This is a genomic window from Bacillus sp. XT-2, assembly GCF_025696525.1.
Lineage (GTDB): Bacteria > Bacillota > Bacilli > Bacillales > Bacillaceae > Bacillus > Bacillus halotolerans.
Map to the genome: position 1 here is coordinate 34129 of NZ_JAHVOC010000002.1, position 22287 is coordinate 56415.

Sequence of the window (22287 nt, forward strand, 5' to 3'; positions counted from 1 at the left end):
ATCTCCCCAAACATCGGTTACAACCAAACTAACATACGAGCGAAATAGAGTCATCAACAGCTTGTTTGTCGATTTGTGGATAAAACTCAGCCCGAAGCACTACTAACATGTGAATAAATAGGTTATATTGGGAAGAGAATATTTGCAAAAATGCAAGAAACCATCGGAGGATTTGACATGAAACAAACGTATTATTCCTGTGAAGAACACATCGAAACCGTGCTGGATATGTACATAGACGACCACGAGCTGCCGCCCGAAATCAGAAAAATCGAACATACTAACAGTTTATCCACAGCCTGTGAATTATGTGGAGACCCCGCAGTATATATAGTGGGGAACGAATGATCTTACACAAAATACAGAAAAGATATCCACAATTGTGGACAACATATATGAATAACTTGTTTCTAAAGTGGGGATGACCTGTGAATATCAATATTGTGACAATCGGAAAACTAAAAGAAAAATACCTCAAGCAAGGCATTGAAGAATACACCAAACGACTTTCGGCCTACGCAAAAATCGACATCATCGAACTCCCGGACGAAAAAGCGCCGGAAAACCTAAGCGACCAGGACATGAAAATCATAAAAGACAAAGAAGGCGACCGCATCCTATCAAAAATCAGCCCCGACGCCCACGTCATCGCTCTCGCCATCGAAGGAAAAATGAAAACATCCGAAGAACTAGCCGATACAATAGATAAGCTGGCTACTTATGGAAAAAGCAAAGTCACCTTCGTCATCGGCGGATCACTTGGATTGAGTGACGCGGTAATGAAGCGAGCGGATGAGAAGCTGTCGTTCTCGAAAATGACGTTTCCTCATCAGTTGATGCGGTTGATTCTAGTGGAGCAGGTTTATCGGGCTTTTCGGATTAATCGTGGGGAGCCTTATCATAAGTGAGTGGGGTTTTTATTAAAAATGTAAAAAGAGGTTAGAAATAATGAGAGAAAGAATAATCAAAGAAATTTCCAATATTTACGGTGAAGATCCGGCCCATATTTTACAAATAATAAACTCTTATGATCATATAACACCTTTTATACTTAAAAAAGTAAAGGAAAAAGAAGTTATTGATAAATACTCAATTTCTTTAGAAGAACAAATAGTGTTAGATTACTACAAAATTCTCTTAAACGTTAATTACAATATCAAATTCCCCAATAGATCTTATATAATGACAGAATTAATGAATTTATTACCGAATTTACATTTATATAAATACTATACAATTTACAAGTTTGACTTTAAAAATTTTTTTAATAATGTGTCTCCTGCTCACAGTTATAAGTTATTATCTAGTTCAACTACTCTAAGATTAAAGGAGCTCAAATTCTTTGAAAAATATACGAAGGAATTAGATTGCTATAGACCTGGAATAGGTTTGCATAACTCGCTGATAGAAATATGTGGAATGAGATTTGACCAAGAGGTCAAATCTAAATTCAAAAATAGAGGTTTATTATATTATTCAAGATATGTGGATGATTGCATTATTATTTTAGATGAGACAAGTAAAAAAACTGATTTAGAAAAAATCATTTTAAAAATAATGAAAAAGCATTTTGGGAAAAAACTAGAGCTTAATAATGATAAAACAGCCTTTCATTCTACTAACCATACAAATTATGCATTCAGTTATTTAGGCTATTGCTTTCAAAAAGGACAATTTTGGAAAAGTAAATATAAAATTGGTATCGATAAGGAAAAACTTAAAAAACACGTTAGTAAGCTTAATACAATAATATTAGAATATGGTCAAACTGAAAATATTGAATTATTAAGTTTTAGGCTAGAGTTGTTCTTCAAAAGAATAGTTTTTTTTGGAGATAGAAATAATGATGGTAATTACCGATGGCAAGTAAGAGGTATAAGTGACAGTTATAAAGAATTGAAACGATTTATGCATAAAACTAATTTAGACAAGCTAATTACAAGAGATACTCTTAAATTATTTAAAGAGGAAATCACAAATTGTTTTAAAAAAAATAATATAGAAATACCTCCTAAAATTAATAATCAAATAAAAAACAATAAATTTATTTCTTGTTTTAAAAACAATAAGGCTTTTTTAATACACCCTAAACTGGGTCTTAACAAGGAAGATTTAATAAATCATTTAAGCAAATTTAATGAAAAAAATATAGAAAGTCTTAGCTATAACGAATTAGCAAGGTTATTACTGGTAAAGATAAAATAAATAGAAACAGCGGAATGAAATTCCGCTGTTTCTTTTAAGAATATGCTAAGTGCATATTCTCGATATTGTGTATTAAAAGAATACCAAAAAATATTATGGGAGTCAAAACATGAAATCTAAAAATAAGTTTAATCGACAAACAATTGATTTTTTGCTTACTGAACTTCTCCCCTATGAAAAAGGAAACCATTTTACACATTTGTTTCTATATGAATATCTTCAAAAGAATAAGAATAAGGTAAATAAAATTGTAAAAAAAACTAAGGAGAGTGATACTTTTTTTGATTCCACTTGGCATTCATCACCATTAAAATTTAAGATATCTAAAACAAATGGTGGCTTTAGAGAGTTATCTTTAATAAATCCTCTCGGGCTTATTGAGTCACTGGCTTTTATTAATGTATTTGAAGATGACTTAATTAATATAAGTCACAATAAGGTAGATTTTTCAACCAGAAAAGCAAGAAGGGTTAATAGCTTAACTTATAAAAAAAATAATAATCAGACAGTTTTCTATACAAATGACCTCTATTCTAAAAAGCAGTTACTTCTTTCTTTGGAGTCAAAAGGAACGTATTTTAAACATTACCCTTTTAAAAGTATGACTGAACTTTTAAATAGTAACATGTTTATTTATTCAAGAGATAAATATGATTTATTATTAACTATTGATATACAAAATTGTTTTTCTAGTATATATACTCACTCTTATAAATGGCTAATTTCTAATAAAACCTATGACTCTAAAAACTTTAAAGAATCAAATAGTATATATAAGAACATAGATGCATTTTTGCAGAATTTAAATGGCTCAAAAACAAACGGTATAGTTATCGGACCAGAATTAAGTAGGTTCTTAGCAGAATTTTTATTGATACATATTGATCAGCAATTAATAGAACAGTTAGCTGAAGAAAATATAACAAAAGAACTTGATTATGAAATATTCAGATTTGTCGATGATTACTTTGTTTTATCTAATAATAAAAATACACTTAATATAATAAAAGATAAATTAGAATTTATCCTTAATAAATACCAACTTAAAGTAAATACTTCTAAGGTCAATATATACGATAAGGAAGATAACCTTAATGAATGGATTCTTGAGCTTCCACACATATTAAATTTAATCGATAAAGCGTTTATATATGTAAAGAAACCTTTAAAAGATTATAATCAGCTGTTTGAACAAAATGAGGAGATTAAAGTTGGATATCTTGAAGCTGCAACGACCACTGAAAAGTTAAATACAATAAATAATTTTGAACAAATAAAAACAAATAAAATCAGATATGTTGAACTAAGAAATAACATTAATTTTCTTATTAAAAAAACAAATGAAAATTCTTTTATTTGTTCTTATATTTTAAGTGTAATTTTAATAAAGATAGAAGAAGATAAAAGTGATGCCCTGCATATAAATATGGAAGAGAATGATCTTGTTAGGTTGGTATTTTTCATATATTCAAAAAAGGTTTCATATGTTTCTACTCAAAAAGTAATAAGGATTTTCACATTGTTATTTAAGACTAAGGAAAATATAAAGCATTCAATTGAAGACTGTATCGAAAGCTTTAAAAATAATATATTTAATAATTATACAGGCGATTGGATAGATCTGTTGCTGTTTATTTCGAGTTATAATATAGATATATCTAATAGTTTGTTAAAACAGATAACAAATAAGATATTAAGTGAAGAAAACCCAGTACATATTGCTTCAGTATGTTTGTTTTACGAAACAAATTATATTGAGTTATCGAATTTTGTACGAAATTTAAATCAAATAGTAAAAAGAAAACTTGAACAGTTAAATTGGGAAGACTTTTTTCAAGATGAATTTTCTTGGTGGGTATTTATTTTTTATAGTTATCCGAATTTAAGCAAAAATAATAAAAATTTTATAAAAAAGAAAATTTGTGAGGTTAAAGATAAGTTAGAGTGTAAGTCAAGTAATTGTGAGGTTAAAGATAAGTCGGAGTGTACGTCAAGGAATTGTAAGGCTAAAGATAAGTTGGAGTATACACCTAGTGAATTGGCTAAATGTTTAATACTAGACTATTTGTTAGAATCAAAAAATCATTTTATAGAATGGAGTTTCACAAAAGAAAGTTATCATAAAAAATTTTATTTTTATACAAAGGATAGAACAGTTTTTAATCCAGATATTATAGATCCAATAAATATTTCGAGATAGATGCTAAGATTTTACTCAAAAGGATTCCTATCGATACCTAAACGATTTTTTGAGTAATATACTTTAAATCAATGTGTTCATTTATTACGGTCGATACTCAATATATTGTTTAAATTTATATAAAGTGATAATTTAACATAAAGACCAAGAACTATCTTGGTCTTTTTCTTTCGATGAATGCCTACTGTGTTGTTTTGCAGACCTGAAGTGGGTTTTAGTTACAGCAGTGCCGATCAGTTCTTTTTCTGCATTTATTAAATTGTAATAGGATTGATTGTTAGGCATGATCCCCTTTTTTTGGAAAGCAGTGTTCTTCTAATTTCTCTATTTTTTAAGTTAGATGAACATCATATAGCTTCCCCATTTGTTCAACACAGTTTTACCAAGAAATTTTTAGTATTTTCTCCTGATATCTCACTGAGAGTGTTGTCCGGTTCGGGTAAAAAACCATTCACGGAAGAGTTTTTCAGTTCCGTAATAAAGAACTTATGGTATTGAGTATTCCGGCTCTTAACGCCGGCTATGTTATGACTCCATTCGGTGCGAATGTCATATTTTACTGAATCTCTTTCACCGAAGCATTCCCTAATCACATTCTGAAAGTATATTTAGTTTTTATTCTTTTAAGTACTATTTTCCGGCCGTGAAAAAACTCCCCAAAAACAAACAGGTTTTTTATTCCATCTGTCTACCTTTAGGGGAGCATATCATCATTTCTGAACTCTATATTCCCTTCACTTCATATACCGATACTCCCGCAAACTCTCCAAAATCGCAACCTCCTGCAGCAGTTCCTCACCCACATTCGTTTCCTTCACTTTCTTCCGCTCGAGCTCTTTGTCCACTAATCGTTTCACCGTTAAGACGTCGGTTCCGGTGCTTAGGACTTCTGCCTTGGAGTTGAAGTGTTTATGGGCGACGAGCTGCATGCCGTAGGAGTTGTATAGCAGCGTGTAGCCGGCGATGCCTGTTGTGGATTGGTAGGCTTTGGAGAAGCCGCCGTCGATGACGATCATTTTTCCGTTTGCTTTGATTGGATCTTCTCCTTCGATTTCTTTTACGGGTGTATGGCCGTTGATGATATGGCCATGATCTGGATTGAGGCCGAATTCTGCCAGGATGTTTCGGCAGGTTGCCTCGTCTTCGCGTAAATAATAATACGGGTTTTTCTTTTCTTTATGCGTTTCCTTCTCTTTAATGAAATACCGCTCAAATGTTGTCATGGCGCGTTTTCCGAAGAGGGAGGAATACTCGCCTGTCCATAAATACCAAGCCATATCTGTCGCCAGATCATCGGTTTCTTCCGGGTGGGCAAACGCTTCCCGCAAGAATCGTTCAAATACATCGAGCAGCTCACGGCCCGCATACGATTTATCCTCAATCATCATCGTTTCCATATTGCCGTTTTTATCGACAGGAATACAGCCATGGATTAACAGGTTGCCGTTATATTTTAAATAGAGGCTGCCTTTTTTCATCATAAAATTCATATGGCGGCCCAGCTTTTCGGAATGCTGGACAGAGAATAGCAGCTTGTCTATGACTTCTGCTTCTTCTTCTAATAGCTGATCTGGCTGTTCCGGATTAACCGTCGCAAAGCAGGTGTTTTCCAGCTGATATGTTTTTCCGTTCAGCGTGATTTCATTTTTGTCATAATCAATTTTTTCCAGTAACAGCCGCTCTTCCATATTAAAGTTCGGCCGTCTCTTGATAATCGGGCTCTCAAGCTTGAATTGGATCATGGCAATGGCTTGATGGATTTTTGTGATTTGCTTAATCTCATCCTCTGGCCTGTTGTCGTCTGCTTTCGGCCGGAACGCTGGATTATCATCGTAATATTTTTCGGCCAGATTCATCAGCGGTCTTAAATTGATGCCGTACACGTCTTCAATAATATCCAGGTTGTCGTAGCGGGCACAGATACGGATAATATTGGCCAGGCACACTTTGGAACCGGAGTAGGCGCCGATCCAAAGGACATCGTGATTTCCCCACTGAATATCGACAGAATGATAGTTGATCAGCTCCTCCATAATCCTGTCTGGCTGCGGTCCGCGGTCGTAAATATCGCCGACCACATGCAGATGGTCGACCACCAATCGCTGAACGCTGTAAGCAAGACCGGTGATCAGCTTATCGGCTTGGCCAAGTTCAATGATCTGGTCAATGATTTCGGAGTAATATTGCTCCTTGTTGCCAGCTTGTTCTGTTTTGTATAGCAGCTCCTCCGTAATATAAGCAAACTGGGCAGGCAGTGCTTTACGCAGTTTGGAGCGGGTATACTTCGAGGAGCAATAAGAAACAAGCCTAATCATTCGGTTAATCGTTTCTTTATACCACTCGTTTAACGCTTCTTTCGCATCAAAATCATGTTTGATTAACTTCAATTTGTCTTCCGGATAATAGACCAATGCTGCTAAGTCATCAATTTCTCTATCGTAAATGACACCGCTGAAAATGTCGCGTATCTTCTCTTTGACTCGTCCTGAACCATTACGCAGCACGTGCTGGAATGCCTGATATTCCCCGTGCAAATCACTGACAAAATGCTCGGTGCCTTTTGGCAGGTTCAGTATCGCTTTCAAATTAATGATTTCCGTTACCACTTTTTCTTCACAATCATATTTTTGTGCGAGTAAATCTAAGTACTTGCTTTCCAAAACCGTCCATCCCCTTTTTAGAATAAACCCCTATTTATGAGCATGTGCATATCAGGTTAATTTAAAAGTATGTCATTATTTTTCATCATTGGACCTTATATGATAGTAACGCATAACTCCTTTTAGAGACAATGAAAATGAGGAAAAGAGGGTGGCGAAATGAGTGAGGATAAAATGAAACACAAAAAACCAGATTCAATACAAATCTGGTTTCTTATAGTCGTTCAAAAGGAAACTATTGCTGTTTTTCTTTCACCATCTTTATAAAGAGAAAGAAGATAATGAATACGATAAAGTAATTCATTGGATTCTTAACGATGCTCATCTCTAGTGAAATCTGTAAGAGTATCCAGAGCGCAAAGATGGCTAGTATGGCAGGAATGATGATTTTGTACATGTCGACCCCCTTCCGTAGAGAAGCAGCCCTATAATAAAAAACTATTAGCCTGTACGACAAACTGCGACTGCTCATAATTATAAGAAATCTTCGAGTAATCAAACGGGTGCCCATTTGTCAGGTGAAAAATACTTTCTATATACAGCTTCGGCAGTCCAGCCTCCAGCCCCAAATACTCCGCTTCCTCCTCATTAAGCTGACCCACGTGAAGAAACAAATCAGAAAAACCGATCTTCAGTCCCAATCCTTCCCGGATGTAATGAAAGATTGAGTGAGAAACAATTTCCTTGTTCAAATACGTCACGATGGATTTGTTGTAATAGGATTTTTCGAAGCATAGGGTTTGTCCGTTGATATAGCGGACCCTTTTGACATAGTAGACGTCTTCATCAAGTCCGATGTTGAGGTTTTCTGCCGCTTCCGGTGTTGGTTTTCTCACGTCCAGCTCAATGACCTTTGAGGTGACATTGAAATCCTCGAGGTCTTTTTTAAATCCTTGATTCGACAGGAGGCTGATGTAGCCTTTTCGTTTATGCTTTCGGACGAAAATGCCGCTTCCTCTGAGCTGAAAGATCGCGCCTTTTTGTTCCAGTAGATCCAGAGACTTTGTGATTGTGCTTTTGCTGACCTCAAACTGGGCCATGAGGGTTTCTAGCACTGGCAGCTTATCTCCCTGTTTAAGCTCGTGTTCTTCTATATACTTTTCGATTTCCGCTGCGATTTGCTGGTACTTTAACATACGCATTCCTCATTCATTCGTTTAGTTTCACTTGTCAAAATTATAGCATAAACCGCTTACAGAAATGATAAAGGTATAAATACTTTGTTAGAGTATTGATAAATTATACCGGTACAATTATAATGAAAGCGTAACCAAAATAAAGGGGTGGGTGAAAATGTCGGGGAATGTGAGAGATTATACCAGACTAGCGAAAGACATTTTGGAGGCCGTAGGCGGGGAAGAGAATGTGATAGGGGCTTCTCGCTGCGCAACCAGGCTTCGCTTGGTGCTGAAGCGGTCTAAGCCGCAAGCGAAGGATATCGTTAAATCCATGCCCGGCGTGATTACGGTCGTGGAGAACAGCGGCCAATTTCAGATTGTCATTGGACAGCACGTAGGGGACGTTTTCGAAGCGTTTTCGAAGCTGGTCAATATTGATCTGTCTGGTGACCAGAGCGAAAATAAAGGAACGATCCTGAACCGTGTTATTGCGACTATGTCAGCGGTATTTGCGCCATTTGTGTACATTTTGGCTGCGGCCGGTATTTTGCAAGGTGCATTAATTCTCATTAATTTACTGTTTGATGGCTTTGAGAAAACGGGAACTTATCAGGTTTTTAGTTTCATATCATGGGCGCCGTTTACGTTTTTGCCTATTTTTATCGCGATTACGGCATCAAAACATTTTAAAACCAACATGTATATTGCTGTAGCATGCTGTGCCGCGTTAGTCAGCCCGACATGGGCGGAGATGGCGACTCAAATCGCAGACGGAAAGAGCATTTCCTTCTTAGGGATTGCTTTATCGCAAACGACATATACGTCTTCCGTGCTGCCGCCATTATTTTTAGTGTGGATGTTGTCTTACCTTGAACGATTCTTGAATAAGAGAATGAACGAAGTGGTCAGACCGTTATTTGTTCCTTTCCTATGTATGGTCATTATGGTGCCAGTAACAATTGTCCTCATTGGCCCTGTGACAACATTAGGCGCAAACGGAATTGCAAACGGTTACAACTTCTTGGCGGAGAACGTGCCGGCTTTGGCTGGAGCCATCATCGGCGCATTCTGGCAGGTCATCGTGATCTTTGGCGTACATTGGGGCATTACGCCTATGGTATTGGCGAACTATGATCTATACGGACGGGATTCATTCCAGGCGTATCAAACGATTGCGGTGGTTGCACAGGTTGGCGCAGTGCTTGGCGTTATCTTAAAGGCGAGAAATAAGGAAACGAGAAAAGTCAGTGTGTCAGCTGGGATAACCGGACTGTTTGGCATTACAGAGCCGGCGATCTACGGTGTGACCTTAAGATTTAAGAAGCCGTTTATCTTTGGCTGTATTTCCGGCGCGGTTGGCGCAGTCGTAGCAAGCTTTTTTCATCTGTATTACTTTGCCTATGCGGGACTTCCGGGACCGCTGACGATCGTAAATGGAATCAATGAAAAATTCCCAACTTCTATCTGGGGCATTTTAATCGGAGCTGCGATTGCGGTGATTCTTCCTGTTGTGCTGATTCAGATCTTTGGCTACGGTGAAGATACTGCTGCACAGACGGAAAAGGACAATCTTCTGGCGGAACAGGCAAATGAAGAGACAGTATATGCGCCATTTAGCGGCAAGGTCATCCCGCTTTCTAAGGTGCCTGACGAAGTATTCAGCTCGGGTGCCATGGGACAAGGGTTGGCGATAGAGCCATCGGATAGTAAACTCTATGCTCCGTTTGACGGAACCATCGTCATGGTCGCGCCTACAAAGCATGCGATCGGCCTGCGTTCAACCTCTGGTGTTGAATTGCTTGTGCACATCGGGCTGGATACAGTGACGTTAGACGGAACTCCTTTTTCCTTGAAGGTCAAAGAGGGCGATACAGTCAAAAAAGGCGAGGTGCTTGCTGAATTTGATAAAGCATTCATTGAACAAAAAGGGTTAACAACGATTACTCCAGTCATCATTACCAATTCACATGCGTATCAGGAAATTCTTATTGAGGATCTTGAAGAAAGTGCGCTAGACCAAAAAATCTTTACAGTCGTAAGCTAGGGAGGAATAAAAGATGGAAAAAATGCCGAAGGATTTCTTATGGGGCGGCGCTTTAGCTGCCCACCAATTTGAAGGCGGATGGAATCAGGGCGGTAAAGGGCCAAGTGTCGTCGATGTGATGACAGCGGGTGCGCACGGCGTACCGAGAAAAATCACGGATTCCATTGAAGAGAACGAATTTTATCCGAACCATGAAGCCATTGATTTTTATCACAGATACAAGGAAGATATCGCTTTGTTTGCGGAAATGGGATTAAAATGCTTGCGGACGTCCATCGGCTGGAGCCGGATTTTCCCGAAAGGCGATGAGGCTGAACCGAACGAAGAAGGCTTGCAGTTCTACGATAATGTATTTGATGAATTGCTGAAGCATGGAATCGAGCCGGTGATTACCCTGTCTCATTTTGAACTTCCGCTGCATCTTGCAAGAGAATACGGCGGCTTCAGAAATCGCAAAGTCGTAGACTTTTTCGTCAAATTTGCTGAGGTTTGCTTCAACCGATATAAAGATAAAGTGAAGTACTGGATGACATTCAATGAGATCAATAACCAGATGGATGTGAACAACCCTCTGTTCCTATGGACGAACTCAGGTGTCGTGGTCGGAGAAAATGAAAATGCCAAGGAAGTCATGTATCAAACGGCGCACCACGAGTTACTTGCAAGCGCATTGGCAGTGGCAAAAGGAAAGGAAATCAACCCTGAGTTCCAAATTGGGGCCATGGTGTCACACGTGCCGATTTATCCTTACTCCTCTAATCCGGAAGATGTGATGCTTGCTGAAGAAGAAATGAGACAGCGTTATTTCTTCCCGGATGTGCAGGTTCGCGGTTATTATCCGAAGTATGCGTTAAAAGAGTTTGAAAGAGAAGGTTACAATATTATCTTCGAAGACGGCGATGACGAGATTTTGAGAAACGGGACAGTCGATTATTTAGGCTTCAGTTATTATATGTCGACAACTGTGAAAAGCGATGTCGAAAATGACAATACAGGAGATGTCGTAAACGGCGGGCTGCCTAATAGTGTTGAAAATCCGTACATCACCTCCAGTGACTGGGGCTGGGCGATTGATCCGACTGGTTTGAGATACACGTTAAATCGCTTTTATGATCGATACCAAATTCCATTATTCATCGTTGAAAACGGCTTTGGGGCGGTTGATACGCTGGAAGAGGACGGCGCCATCCATGACCCGGAACGAATTCAATATTTGAAATCACATATTGAAGCACTGGAAAAATCGGTCACTTACGACGGTGTTGATTTAATCGGCTATACGCCGTGGGGCATTATTGATATCGTCTCCTTCACAACAGGCGAAATGAAAAAACGCTACGGCATGATCTATGTCGATCGTGACAACGAAGGAAACGGATCCATGAAGCGGTATAAGAAGGATTCATTTGAGTGGTACAAAAACGTCATTCAAACGAATGGTGAGGAATTATAAAGCAGATGGCCCGAATCGAGCACTTAACCGAAGTGCCTGGTTCGGGTTTTTGATGTGCAAAAAAAGCCGCTATACTGCAGCTCGAGCAGCATAGCGGCTTTTCATATTAGTTACGGATAAGGTAATCAAACGCGCCTAAAGCGGCAGTTGCTCCTGATCCCATTGAAATAATGATTTGGTTGTAAGGGCCGTCTGTGCAGTCGCCGGCAGCGAATAAGCCTGGGACGCTTGTAGCGCCATGTTTGTCGACTACGATTTCGCCGATGCGGTTGCGTTCAACGGTTTCGTCTAACCATTCAGTGTTTGGCACGAGACCGATTTGGACGAATACACCTTGGAGTTCAACGTGTTTTTCTTCGCCTGTTTCGCGGTCTACGTATGTGATGCCGTTTACGCTCTGATCGCCTGTGATTTCTTTTGTTTGTGCATTTTTAAGTACAGTGACGTTTGGCAGGCTGTAGAGACGTTTTTGCAAGACTTCGTCTGCCTTCAGTTCCGGCGCGAACTCTAGCACAGTGACGTGATTGACAATACCTGCAAGATCAATCGCTGCTTCGATACCAGAGTTTCCGCCGCCGATAACGGCTACGTCTTTGCCTTCAAACAATGGGCCATCACAGTGCGGGCAGTATGCGACACCTTTGTTTTTGAACTCTTGTTCACCAGGTACGTTGACATTGCGCCAGCGGGCACCTGTTGAAAGGATGACTGTTTTACTTTTCAGGACAGCACCGTTTTCGAGTTCAAGTTCGAACAGATCTTTTTTCTCAAGTCGTTTTGCGCGCTGAAGGTTCATGACATCAATATCATATTCCTTCACGTGCTCTTCAAGACTTGCAGCAAGCTTCGGTCCTTCAGTTGCTTTTACGCTGATGAAGTTTTCGATGCTCAGTGTGTCGAGAACCTGTCCGCCGAAGCGTTCAGCGACAACACCTGTGCGGATTCCTTTACGCGCCGTATAAATGGCTGCACTTGCGCCGGCAGGTCCGCCGCCGACAACAAGAACGTCGTAAGGATCTTTGTCAGCAAACTCAGATGCATCTGCGCCGCTGCCCATTTTCGCAAGAATCTCTTCGAGGGTCATACGGCCGCTTCCGAAGGATTCGCCGTTTAGATAAACCGTTGGCACTGCCATAATGTTTTTGCTTTCAACTTCTGATTTGTATGCTGCACCGTCAATCATGGTGTGAGTGATGTTCGGGTTCAGCACGCTCATCATGTTTAAAGCTTGTACAACGTCAGGACAGTTGTGGCATGTCAGGCTGATATAAGATTCAAAGTGGTATTCACCGCTGATCTTCTTCACCTGATCAATGACTTTTTGATCTACCTTAGGCGGTCTGCCGCTCACTTGCAGCAATGCCAACACTAAAGAAGTGAATTCGTGTCCAAGAGGAATACCGGCGAAAGTGACGCCAGTGTCTTCTCCGACGCGGTTCACACTGAAGCTTGGCGTTCTGTTCAATTCAGCTTTTTCAACAGTGATTTTAGATGACATGGAAGCCAGCTCATCAACGAGAGCCAGCATGTCCTTAGAAGTGTCATCTTCACCTGCACTCACTTTGAGAACAATGTCGTTCTCAATTAGCTGCATGTATTGATTTAATTGTGCTTTGATATTTGGATCAAGTACCAATTGAATGCACTCCTTAGATTTTACCTACTAGATCAAGGCTAGGTGTAAGCGTTTCGCCGCCTTCTTCCCATTTAGCCGGGCAAACTTCACCTGGATTTTGACGAACGTATTGTGCTGCTTTTACTTTGCTGATCAGGTTGCTTGCGTCACGGCCGATACCGCCTGCATTGATTTCAACAGTTTGGATCACGCCATCTGGATCGATGATGAATGTTCCGCGGTCAGCAAGACCAGATTCTTCGTCAAGAACATCGAAGTTGCGAGAGATCGTTTGAGATGGGTCACCGATCATTGCGTAAGTGATTTTGCCGATTTTTTCAGAGCTGTCATGCCAGCCTTTGTGTACGAAGTGAGTATCTGTAGAGATAGAGTACACTTCAACACCTAATTCTTTAAGTGCAGCGTATTGGTTTTGAAGATCTTCAAGCTCAGTTGGGCATACGAAAGAGAAATCTGCTGGGTAGAAGCAGAATACGCTCCATTGACCTTTTAGAGATTCGTTTGTTACATCGATGAATTCACCGTTTTTGAATGCTTTTGCTTCGAATGGTTGTACTTCTTTACCGATTAAAGACATAATGTTATTCCTCCTAAAAATGGTTTAGAAAGCAATAGTGCTTTCAATAATAATTCTAATTATATATGAATTATTAATTAATATATATTTTTTGTCAAGACAAAACCCCTTAATTATTTTCTCTTTTTCCTTTCATCGTGTAGGAAAGTGCTGGTGTGATCAGCATAAATTACACTTTGACAAATATTCAAATTTTATATGTCTGATTCTCAATTAGTTGCGATATGTGAGTTTAGCCTATAAAAAAAGCTGGCAGCTGGTATAAAAGCTCCAGCTGTCAGCCTTATCTATTAGTTTGCATCAGACCAATTGGTATGGAAAACGCCATCCATATCTGTCCGCTCGTACGTATGGGCGCCGAAATAATCGCGCTGCGCCTGTAACAGGTTGGCGTTGGAACGCCCTGTGCGGTAGCCGTCGTAGTAAGAGAGCGCGGTGCTTAAGCATGGGAATGCGCTTCCGGCGCTGATTCCCTCGCAAACGACTTTTCGCATGCCTGTCTGATAAGCTTTAAGCTTTTCTGAAAAATAAGGTGCAATCAGCAGGTTTGAGAGATCTGGCTGCTCTTGGAATGCTTCGCTGATGACGTTCAGGAAATCCGCGCGGATGATGCAGCCGCCGCGGAAAATCAAAGCGATGTCTTTAAGCGGCAGGTTCCATCCGTAAAGCTCAGATGACATTTTATATTGAGCAAAGCCTTGTGCGTAGGCGCATACTTTTCCCATGTATAAGGCTTGTCTGACGTATTCGATCCAGAGATCCTTATCGTAATGTTTTTCCTCTGTTTCCGGACCGGCTAACAATGGTTCAGCCGCCATACGTTCTTCTTTTAAGGACGACAGGTAGCGGGCAAACAAGGACTCGGTGATAATAGCGGATGGAATGCCGTTATCAATAGCTTGCATGCTTGTCCATTTTCCTGTGCCTTTCTGGCCGGTTTTATCAAGAATGACATCGATCAGCGGCTGACCTGTATGTTCGTCCTTTTTCCGTAAAATCTCCGCTGTAATCTCTATTAAATAGCTTTTCAGCTCACCTTGGTTCCACGTTTCAAAGATGCTGGCGATTTCTTCGAGCGGCAGACGAAGCGTTTCTCTAAGAAATGTATAGGCTTCAGCAATCAGCTGCATATCTGCATACTCAATGCCGTTGTGCACCATTTTTGTAAAGTGCCCTGCCCCTTTTGGTCCGATGTAGACACAGCATGGGTCTTCTCCGACTTGTGCGGCGATTTTGGTCAGGATCGGAGCGGCTTTTTCATAGACGTCTCGATCTCCGCCCGGCATGATGGAAGGCCCTTTTAATGCGCCGACTTCCCCGCCGGAAATGCCGATTCCCAAGTAGCCGATTCCTTTTTCCTTCAGCTCGTCATATCTTCTTTCTGTGTCTTCGTAGTGGGAGTTGCCTCCGTCCATGATGACGTCTCCTTCTTCAAGCAAAGGCATTAACGAATGGATGACGGAATCGACCGGTTTTCCCGCTGTGACCATCAGAAAGATTTTTCTGGGTGTTTCTAGTGATTGAACAAAATCTTGAAGCTCGTAGTACGGGCTCAGCGATTGTCCATCCAGCTTTTTCACAAGCTGGTCCGTTAAATCTCTGGTGTAATTATAGACGGCGACTTTTTCGCCTTTATTTGCCATGTTTAAGGCGATATTGCTTCCCATTACGCCTAAGCCTATGACACCAATTGTATTGAACATGTGTGTTACATCTCCTTCATTAAATTCATACAACTAAACTTAACAATAATATAAATCCTAGTCCAGCAACGGAGATAATTGTTTCCAGCAAGGTCCATGTGGCAAATGTTTCTTTCATGCTTAATCCAAAGTATTCTTTGAACATCCAGAAGCCGGCATCGTTGACGTGTGAAGCGATGACGCTTCCTGCGCCTGTTGCGAGCACCACTAATGCAAGGTTGGCATCGGACTGTCCCAGCAATGGAATGACGAGCCCCGTCGTGCTTAATGCGGCAACGGTTGCTGATCCTAAGGAGATGCGCAGGATCGCTGCGATGAGCCATGCCAGCAGAATCGGCGATAATGCCGTTTCTTTGAATAAATCCGCTACGTAGTCGCCGACACCGCCGTTGATTAACACTTGTTTAAAGGCGCCGCCTCCCCCGATGATCAACAGCATCATGCCAATTTGCGAGATGGCTGTTGAACAAGAGTCCATGACGGTTTTGATGGGAATGTTGCGTGCGATCCCCATTGTGTAAACAGCGACGAGCAGTGAGATGATCATGGCAGTCGATGCATTCCCGATCAAACGGATGAAAGCCAGAAGACCGTTATCCGCAAATCCTATTGTTTCCTGAAGCAAATCAATGATGGTTGCAATCGACATAATGATAATCGGAAGCATGGCTGTAAACACACTGATTCCAAAGCCTGGTGTTTCTTCAAGCTTGAATGTTTTTTGTGTGCCGAGTGACGAAATATTTCCGTTTTTCGCAAATGATGCAGGAACGATTTTTTTCGCGAACTTTGTAAATATTGGCCCTGCAATCAGGACTGTCGGAACAGCAACAATGAAGCCGTACAGCAGCACTTCCCCGATATTTGCGCCGTATTCTCCGGCAATTGCTGTCGGTCCCGGGTGCGGCGGCAGGAACCCGTGTGTGACGGATAATGCTGCGACCATCGGAATACCGAGATATAAAATAGAAATCTTCAATTCTCTTGAAATCGCGAATACGATCGGGATTAATAGAACCAATCCTACTTCAAAGAACAACGCGATTCCGATAATAAAGGAAGCAATCACAACAGCCCACTGTATATTTTTCTCGCCGAATTTGTTGACGAGCGTCATTGCTATACGCTGTGCGCCGCCTGAATCAGCAATCAGCTTGCCCAGCATCGCACCGAGTCCGAAGATGAGTGCGATGTGGCCAAGTGTCCCCCCTATACCTTCTTCAATGGAGCTGACCACTTTATCAAACGGCATCCCAAGTGCCAGTGCCACGCCGAATGATACGATCAGTAATGAAATAAATGTGTTTAATTTTAAGCCCATAATCAAAATCAGTAAAGCTAGGATCCCAAGTGCAACAATGATTAACGGCATGGTAATGCCCTCCCCTTCATGTCATGTGCTATTTGTGTGTAATTAGGCTTCTTTGGTAATTTGCAATTTGGGTATATTGATTTTCTAATGATCTTGATAGATTAATGAAAATCGGCATTAATGTTCTATATTCTTTGGCTGAATCTTCAATTGGCGTATGTCTGTACGTGCTGCCGACCATGTCGGACACGGCATCGAACGAATCGATTGTCCCTGTCGCATACAGGCCTAAAATGCAGGCGCCGAGACATGAACTTTCATAGCTTTCCGGAACGACAACCTCTGATTCAAAGATATCCGACATCATTTGCCGCCAAACCTCTGATCTTGCAAAGCCGCCAGTCGCTTGAATTCGGGTGACCGGTCCGTCCATGCATTCTGTTAGCGCCAGGAACACAGTGTACAGGTTGTAAATGACCCCTTCTAATGCTGCACGTATCATATGTTCTTTTTTATGTGACATGGTCAGGCCGAAAAATGAGCCGCGTACATCCGAGTTCCATAACGGAGCGCGTTCCCCGGCGAGATACGGATGGAACAGCAGGCCGTCAGAACCCGGTCTGACGCGTTCAGCAATCTTCGTCAGCACGTCATACGGGTCAATTCCCAGTCTTGTCGCTGTTTCGATTTCTGATGAAGCAAATTCATCTCTGATCCAGCGAAGAACGATGCCCCCATTGTTCACCGGACCGCCGATAACCCAATGCTTGTCCGTTAACGCGTAGCAGAAAATTCTCCCCTTTTCGTCGGTTTGCGGCTGGTCGATAATGGTTCGGATAGCGCCGCTCGTACCGATCGTAACGGCGATTTCTCCTTTTTTAATGGCATTCACACCGAGATTGGACAGGACGCCGTCGCTTGCGCCGATGACAAAAGGTGTGTCCGGATTGATTCCCATCTGTATCGCTAATTTCGGGCTGCAGTGCTGAAAGATCTCGGTTGTCGGCACGAGTTTGGATAAGTGATCCGGCGTAATGCCTGCGATCGTCAGTGCTTCCTCGTCCCAATCCAAGCTTTTCAGGTTCATCATCCCTGTCGCTGATGCCAATGAGTAATCGATTACATACTCATTAAATAGCTGTTTAAAAATGTACTCTTTGATGCCGATATATTTTTTGGCTTTAGAAGCAATTTCTTTTCGTTCGTTTGTGATCCATGTAATTTTGCTTAACGGTGACATGGGATGAATGGGTGTTCCTGTTCGTTTGTAAACCTCATGCCCATTGAGCTCATCTTTAATCTTATGCGCCCAGCCTTCGCTTCGGTTGTCTGCCCACGTGATGCATGGCGTTAGCGGCTGATCATTTTCGTCCATGGCAATGACGCTGTGCATGGCGCTGCTGAAGGAAATAAATGAGATTTGTTTTTCGGGGTGCTGTTTCGTGATTTTTGCTGTTGTATGGATGACAGCCTGAAAAATCTCTTCCGGATTTTGTTCAGCTGTTGAGATGTCCGGTGTATGGAGCGGGTAGCCGATGCTTTCTTTCTGTACCACGTCTCCGTTTTCAGTGAATAATACAGCCTTTGTGCTGGTCGTACCGATATCGATTCCTAACATATAACTAGTCATTTTGGTGTTCAGCTCCTTTTGCCAGCATTTGTTGTGAGAGCCAGAGGTCCTCTACTTTTTCTTGCACATCGTCAAAATTCTGGTGCAGAGACTGAACCATCAGCGCCCTGTCCTTTGTTTTGATCGCTTGAATATATAGCTCATGGTTGTCCAGAATCCTTGAGAAATCTTCGTACTTTTCCTTTAACCGTACCCGCATTGATAAAAGAATAAAGCTTTCCATTACGGGTTTTAGATTGTTCCAGATCATCTGAATGTATGAGTGATCAATGGCGCGGATAATCGTTTCATGGAATAACACATCCTGAAATGAAAACTCGTCCGCGTCCTCGTATTTGATGGAGACTTTCATTATTTCTAGAATCTTGCTGAGATCTTTGACTAAAGGCTCAACGTCGATTTTGACAAGCCGTTCAAAGACAAACGTTTCTAATAATAAACGCACGTCATATATTTCTGCGATTTCCTTTTCAGTTAACCCAATCACAACCGCTCCCATTCGTTCTAAACGAATGATTTTTTCGGAAGCCAGTATTTTTAACGCTTCGCGAACCGGCGAACGGCTTACGGAAAACTCAGCCGCGATTGTATTTTCTGATAGAATGGTACCGCTTTCAATCATGCCTGAAATAATTCGCATTCTCAGCTCGCAAGCAACGCGAACGCCGGTTGACGCTTTTGAAAGCCATTTTGCGGGATATAACAGGTCCTTGGAGTCTAGCATACGCTCACCTTCTTCACTAAGGAGTATACTTGTATACAAGTATGATAACGTGAATGTTTTATTAATGCAAACACTTTCATTTCTAATTTTTAATAAAATTTTTCCTGGTAAATTGGTATATATCGCCAAAAGTAATTATGGTAAATTGAAGAAAAGACACTGTAAATCATCACTTTTTGAAAGAGGCGATTGGATGAAAATCATTATTGCACCAGATTCTTTTAAGGAAAGCTTATCAGCGTTGGAGGCGGCTCACGCCATAGAAAGAGGCTTCAAAACAGTTTTCCCGAATGCTGAATATCGGAAGCTGCCGATGGCGGACGGCGGTGAGGGAACGGTACAGTCATTAATCGATGCCACAGGCGGAATCATAAAAGAGCAGATGGTTACGGGTCCGCTCGGGGAACCGGTAAAAGCGTTTTTTGGCCTAATGGGAGACGGAAAAACGGCTGTGATTGAGATGGCTGCCGCATCGGGATTGCACCTTGTGCCCGCAGAGAAGAGAAATCCGTTTGCCACTTCTACTAGAGGAACGGGAGAATTAATCGGAGCCGCTCTTGATGCGGGTGCAGAGCATTTGATCATCGGAATCGGCGGAAGCGCCACAAACGATGGCGGAGCCGGGATGGTTCAAGCGCTGGGCGGAAGGCTTCTTGATGAATCAGGCCATGAAATTGGACCCGGAGGCGGTGCGCTTTCTCAGCTTTCTTCAATAGATATGGCAGGACTTGATCCCAGATTACGAAATGTAAAAATCGAAGTCGCCTGCGACGTGGATAACCCGTTAACAGGGCCAAGAGGGGCTTCCGCTGTTTTCGGTCCTCAAAAAGGCGCCACGCCTGACATGGTGCGTATCCTTGACCAGAACCTGTCCCGCTTTGCGGATGTGGCAGAGAAAACGCTTGAAACAAGCTTCAGGGAAACAGAGGGCGCCGGTGCAGCAGGCGGTCTCGGATGGAGTCTTCTTGCTTTTCTCCGTGCTGATTTGAAGAGAGGCATTGACATCGTCCTCGATGCGGTCCAGTTTGAAAGCGAGGTTCAGGATGCAGATCTTGTGATTACCGGCGAAGGGCGGATTGACAGCCAGACAGTTTACGGCAAGACGCCGATTGGCGTGGCCAAAGCGGCTAAGGCATACGATGTGCCTGTCATTGGACTTGCGGGATCAGTTTCGCGAGACAGTGATGCGGTCTATGCACACGGGATGGATGCCCTTTTCAGCATCGTGCCGGGAGCCGTGCCCCTTGCAGACGCACTTGGGCATGCAGCCGAGAATATGGAAAGAACGGCAAGAAACATTGCGGCATCTTTAAAACTGGCGAAATCGATGTATCTGATATAAAGCCAGTCAAGCACATGCCCGTGCATATTCACCCTCCTTTCTGGGTACAGACAGATAACCAAGCACAACCTAGAAGGAGGACACAGACATGACTGTACAAGAAATCAAAGGCAAAAAACTAGGTAAAGGGATCGCGCCGAATGTAAAACCCGAAGCCTTATTAAACGATAAACGAAAAGTATTTTTGTTTGGTTCCCCGAGTTACACAAACATCGGAGACCAAGCGATTGCGTATGCGGAAGAGAAATTTATTAAAAATCATTTTCCGTACTATGAATATATTGAAATTATGGACTACGCGACGGACGAAGGCATCGAATTGGTGAAGGAGATCATCCGTGAAGACGATATTGTCTGCTTTACCGGCGGAGGAAATCTGGGGAACCTTTACCTTGATATTGAGGAGGACAGAAGGAAGGTATTTGCAGCGTTTAAAGACTACAAATCCATTTCTCTTCCGCAATCCGTCTATTTTGAAGATACAGAGGACGGAAACAAAGAAAAGAAAAAAACACAGGATGCGTACCATCAAAATCCAAATTTAACGATTGCCGCGCGGGAGACACAGACGCTCGATGTTGTGAAAGAAACCTTTAATTCAGATGTGATCTTTACACCGGATATGGTGCTGTCTTTGGATATCGTACCGAAAGAGCTTGAACGGGACGGCGTTCTTTTTATTTTAAGAGCGGACAAGGAGAAGGTAACGGATGAAGATTTTATTTCACACATGATGAAATGGGCAGAAAAAACAACCTACGCGGAGCGTACAGACACGGTGCTTGATACGGTCGATATGATTGATTACGAGGATCGGGAAAAGCATTTTATGGAGATGCTTGACCGCATCGGTTCAAGTAAATTGGTCATTACCGACCGCCTTCACGCTATGATCTTCTCGATTATCACAAAAACGCCATGCCTCGTCTTTGGAAATAGCTACGGCAAAGCTAAACATTCCTACCGGGATTGGCTTGAAAGCTTAAACTTCATTGAATACACAGATAAAAATGATATTGAGGAATTAGAGCAAATGATTGACCGCCTGCTTCAAGCAGAGCCGAATGATGTTGATTTGTCTAAGGATTTTCAGCCGCTGGTTGATTTCTTTAGATCGTAATGGAAAAAAGCAGACTGGGAACAGTCTGCTTTTTTTCTGTGCTAATGATCGTTTTCCAGACGCACAGTTTCATTCGTGATTCGTTCTCGCTGCGCCGCTTTGTCGGAGATAATATCTTCCTTATTTTAAGCTATATTGACTCTCTACCTTATAAGCCAATGGAATTGATTACACTCGAAACATCAGAATGAACTTTATCAAATGAAAGGCGATCTTTCATTTTATCAGTGACACTATCTATTGCTTTTCCAGACATATGATGGTTGAGGATTTCTCGTTTTGTCTTTATAGCCTGCTCGGCATCTGTAATGTTTTCAAGGATCGAAGACAAATTCTTACGGTCTTCCTGAAATGCATAGCTTAATTGTTTTTTGATTGAATTCATTAACGCCAATTTTTGTTCTTGTCTCTTCTTCTCTTTGAACGCCGCCAATTGTTCAGGTGTCATTTCAGAGGTATTTACATTAGTGTTTGAAAAAATCGAAGTGCTTGAATGCTGACTCGTCACTCTTTGCATAAAACGGTCAGCATCTGTTGGTTTCTTATTCATAAAATCCATGTTT

General features: G+C 41.5%; 18 protein-coding genes. 8 read left to right on the forward strand and 10 right to left on the reverse strand.

Going from position 1 to position 22287, the window contains the following annotated elements; translation table 11 throughout:
- The first annotated feature begins 177 nt into the window (after positions 1-177).
- The 4 genes from KXD37_RS06270 (at position 178) to KXD37_RS06285 (ending at position 4405) form a co-directional block, all read left to right on the forward strand.
- Positions 178-348 carry a CxxH/CxxC protein gene (locus tag KXD37_RS06270; protein ID WP_003236479.1) on the forward strand — a complete coding sequence of 57 codons (171 nt, stop codon included), beginning with the start codon at positions 178-180 and terminating at the stop codon, positions 346-348.
- An 80-nt stretch (positions 349-428) separates the two neighbouring features.
- Positions 429-908 (forward strand): 23S rRNA (pseudouridine(1915)-N(3))-methyltransferase RlmH, encoded by a 480-nt coding sequence (gene rlmH, locus KXD37_RS06275; RefSeq protein ID WP_044429977.1) that lies wholly within the window; start codon positions 429-431, stop codon positions 906-908.
- Positions 909-948: 40 nt separating this feature from the next.
- A complete protein-coding gene (locus KXD37_RS06280; protein WP_223061515.1) occupies positions 949-2205 on the forward strand; it encodes a reverse transcriptase domain-containing protein in 1257 nt (418 codons plus the stop codon).
- A 109-nt stretch (positions 2206-2314) separates the two neighbouring features.
- Positions 2315-4405 carry an RNA-directed DNA polymerase gene (locus KXD37_RS06285; RefSeq protein ID WP_263463415.1) on the forward strand — a complete coding sequence of 697 codons (2091 nt, stop codon included), beginning with the start codon at positions 2315-2317 and terminating at the stop codon, positions 4403-4405.
- A gap of 734 nt (positions 4406-5139) precedes the next feature.
- Here the strand turns inward: KXD37_RS06285 and fbp are convergent.
- The 3 genes from fbp to KXD37_RS06300 all read right to left on the reverse strand — a co-directional run bounded on the left by fbp (position 5140) and on the right by KXD37_RS06300 (position 8201).
- On the reverse strand, positions 5140-7065 hold the full coding sequence (fbp, locus tag KXD37_RS06290; protein ID WP_263463416.1) for a fructose-1,6-bisphosphatase: 1926 nt from the start codon (positions 7063-7065) through the stop codon (positions 5140-5142).
- Positions 7066-7300: 235 nt separating this feature from the next.
- Positions 7301-7462 carry a hypothetical protein gene (locus KXD37_RS06295; RefSeq protein WP_101169711.1) on the reverse strand — a complete coding sequence of 54 codons (162 nt, stop codon included), beginning with the start codon at positions 7460-7462 and terminating at the stop codon, positions 7301-7303.
- Positions 7463-7490: 28 nt separating this feature from the next.
- The gene (locus KXD37_RS06300; RefSeq protein WP_254517962.1) at positions 7491-8201 is read right to left on the reverse strand and encodes a GntR family transcriptional regulator; all 711 of its coding nucleotides are present in this window, start codon (positions 8199-8201) and stop codon (positions 7491-7493) included.
- Between the two features lie 157 nt (positions 8202-8358).
- Here KXD37_RS06300 and KXD37_RS06305 point away from each other — a divergent pair, with 157 nt between their 5' ends.
- Positions 8359-10227, forward strand: a complete 1869-nt coding sequence (locus KXD37_RS06305; RefSeq protein ID WP_263463417.1) for a beta-glucoside-specific PTS transporter subunit IIABC — start codon at positions 8359-8361, stop codon at positions 10225-10227.
- A 13-nt stretch (positions 10228-10240) separates the two neighbouring features.
- The gene (gene bglA, locus KXD37_RS06310) at positions 10241-11680 is read left to right on the forward strand and encodes a 6-phospho-beta-glucosidase BglA (RefSeq protein WP_151174650.1); all 1440 of its coding nucleotides are present in this window, start codon (positions 10241-10243) and stop codon (positions 11678-11680) included.
- Positions 11681-11786: 106 nt separating this feature from the next.
- Here bglA and ahpF read toward each other — a convergent pair whose 3' ends face one another.
- From ahpF to gntR, 6 genes are all read right to left on the reverse strand, one after another.
- Positions 11787-13316 carry an alkyl hydroperoxide reductase subunit F gene (gene ahpF / locus KXD37_RS06315; protein WP_151174649.1) on the reverse strand — a complete coding sequence of 510 codons (1530 nt, stop codon included), beginning with the start codon at positions 13314-13316 and terminating at the stop codon, positions 11787-11789.
- Between the two features lie 13 nt (positions 13317-13329).
- On the reverse strand, positions 13330-13893 hold the full coding sequence (gene ahpC / locus KXD37_RS06320; RefSeq protein WP_024123485.1) for an alkyl hydroperoxide reductase subunit C: 564 nt from the start codon (positions 13891-13893) through the stop codon (positions 13330-13332).
- A 290-nt stretch (positions 13894-14183) separates the two neighbouring features.
- Positions 14184-15596 (reverse strand): decarboxylating NADP(+)-dependent phosphogluconate dehydrogenase, encoded by a 1413-nt coding sequence (gnd, locus tag KXD37_RS06325; RefSeq protein ID WP_151174648.1) that lies wholly within the window; start codon positions 15594-15596, stop codon positions 14184-14186.
- Positions 15597-15621: 25 nt separating this feature from the next.
- The gene (gene gntP, locus KXD37_RS06330; protein WP_127696271.1) at positions 15622-16968 is read right to left on the reverse strand and encodes a gluconate permease GntP; all 1347 of its coding nucleotides are present in this window, start codon (positions 16966-16968) and stop codon (positions 15622-15624) included.
- Between the two features lie 28 nt (positions 16969-16996).
- Positions 16997-18538: a gluconokinase gene (gene gntK / locus KXD37_RS06335; protein ID WP_254517960.1), complete on the reverse strand. Its 1542-nt coding sequence runs from the start codon at positions 18536-18538 to the stop codon at positions 16997-16999.
- Positions 18531-19262 (reverse strand): gluconate operon transcriptional repressor GntR, encoded by a 732-nt coding sequence (gntR, locus tag KXD37_RS06340; RefSeq protein ID WP_010332563.1) that lies wholly within the window; start codon positions 19260-19262, stop codon positions 18531-18533. The genes gntK and gntR overlap by 8 nt, the downstream gene beginning before the upstream one ends.
- A 193-nt stretch (positions 19263-19455) precedes the next feature.
- Between gntR and KXD37_RS06345 the strand changes: the two genes are divergently transcribed.
- Entirely contained in the window at positions 19456-20604 is a 1149-nt protein-coding gene (locus tag KXD37_RS06345; protein WP_254517959.1) for a glycerate kinase, read from the forward strand.
- 88 nt (positions 20605-20692) lie between these two features.
- The gene (locus KXD37_RS06350) at positions 20693-21724 is read left to right on the forward strand and encodes a polysaccharide pyruvyl transferase family protein (RefSeq protein WP_106019859.1); all 1032 of its coding nucleotides are present in this window, start codon (positions 20693-20695) and stop codon (positions 21722-21724) included.
- A 148-nt stretch (positions 21725-21872) separates the two neighbouring features.
- Here KXD37_RS06350 and KXD37_RS06355 read toward each other — a convergent pair whose 3' ends face one another.
- Positions 21873-22283, reverse strand: a complete 411-nt coding sequence (locus KXD37_RS06355) for a hypothetical protein (protein ID WP_106019858.1) — start codon at positions 22281-22283, stop codon at positions 21873-21875.
- Between the last annotated feature and the right edge of the window lie 4 nt (positions 22284-22287).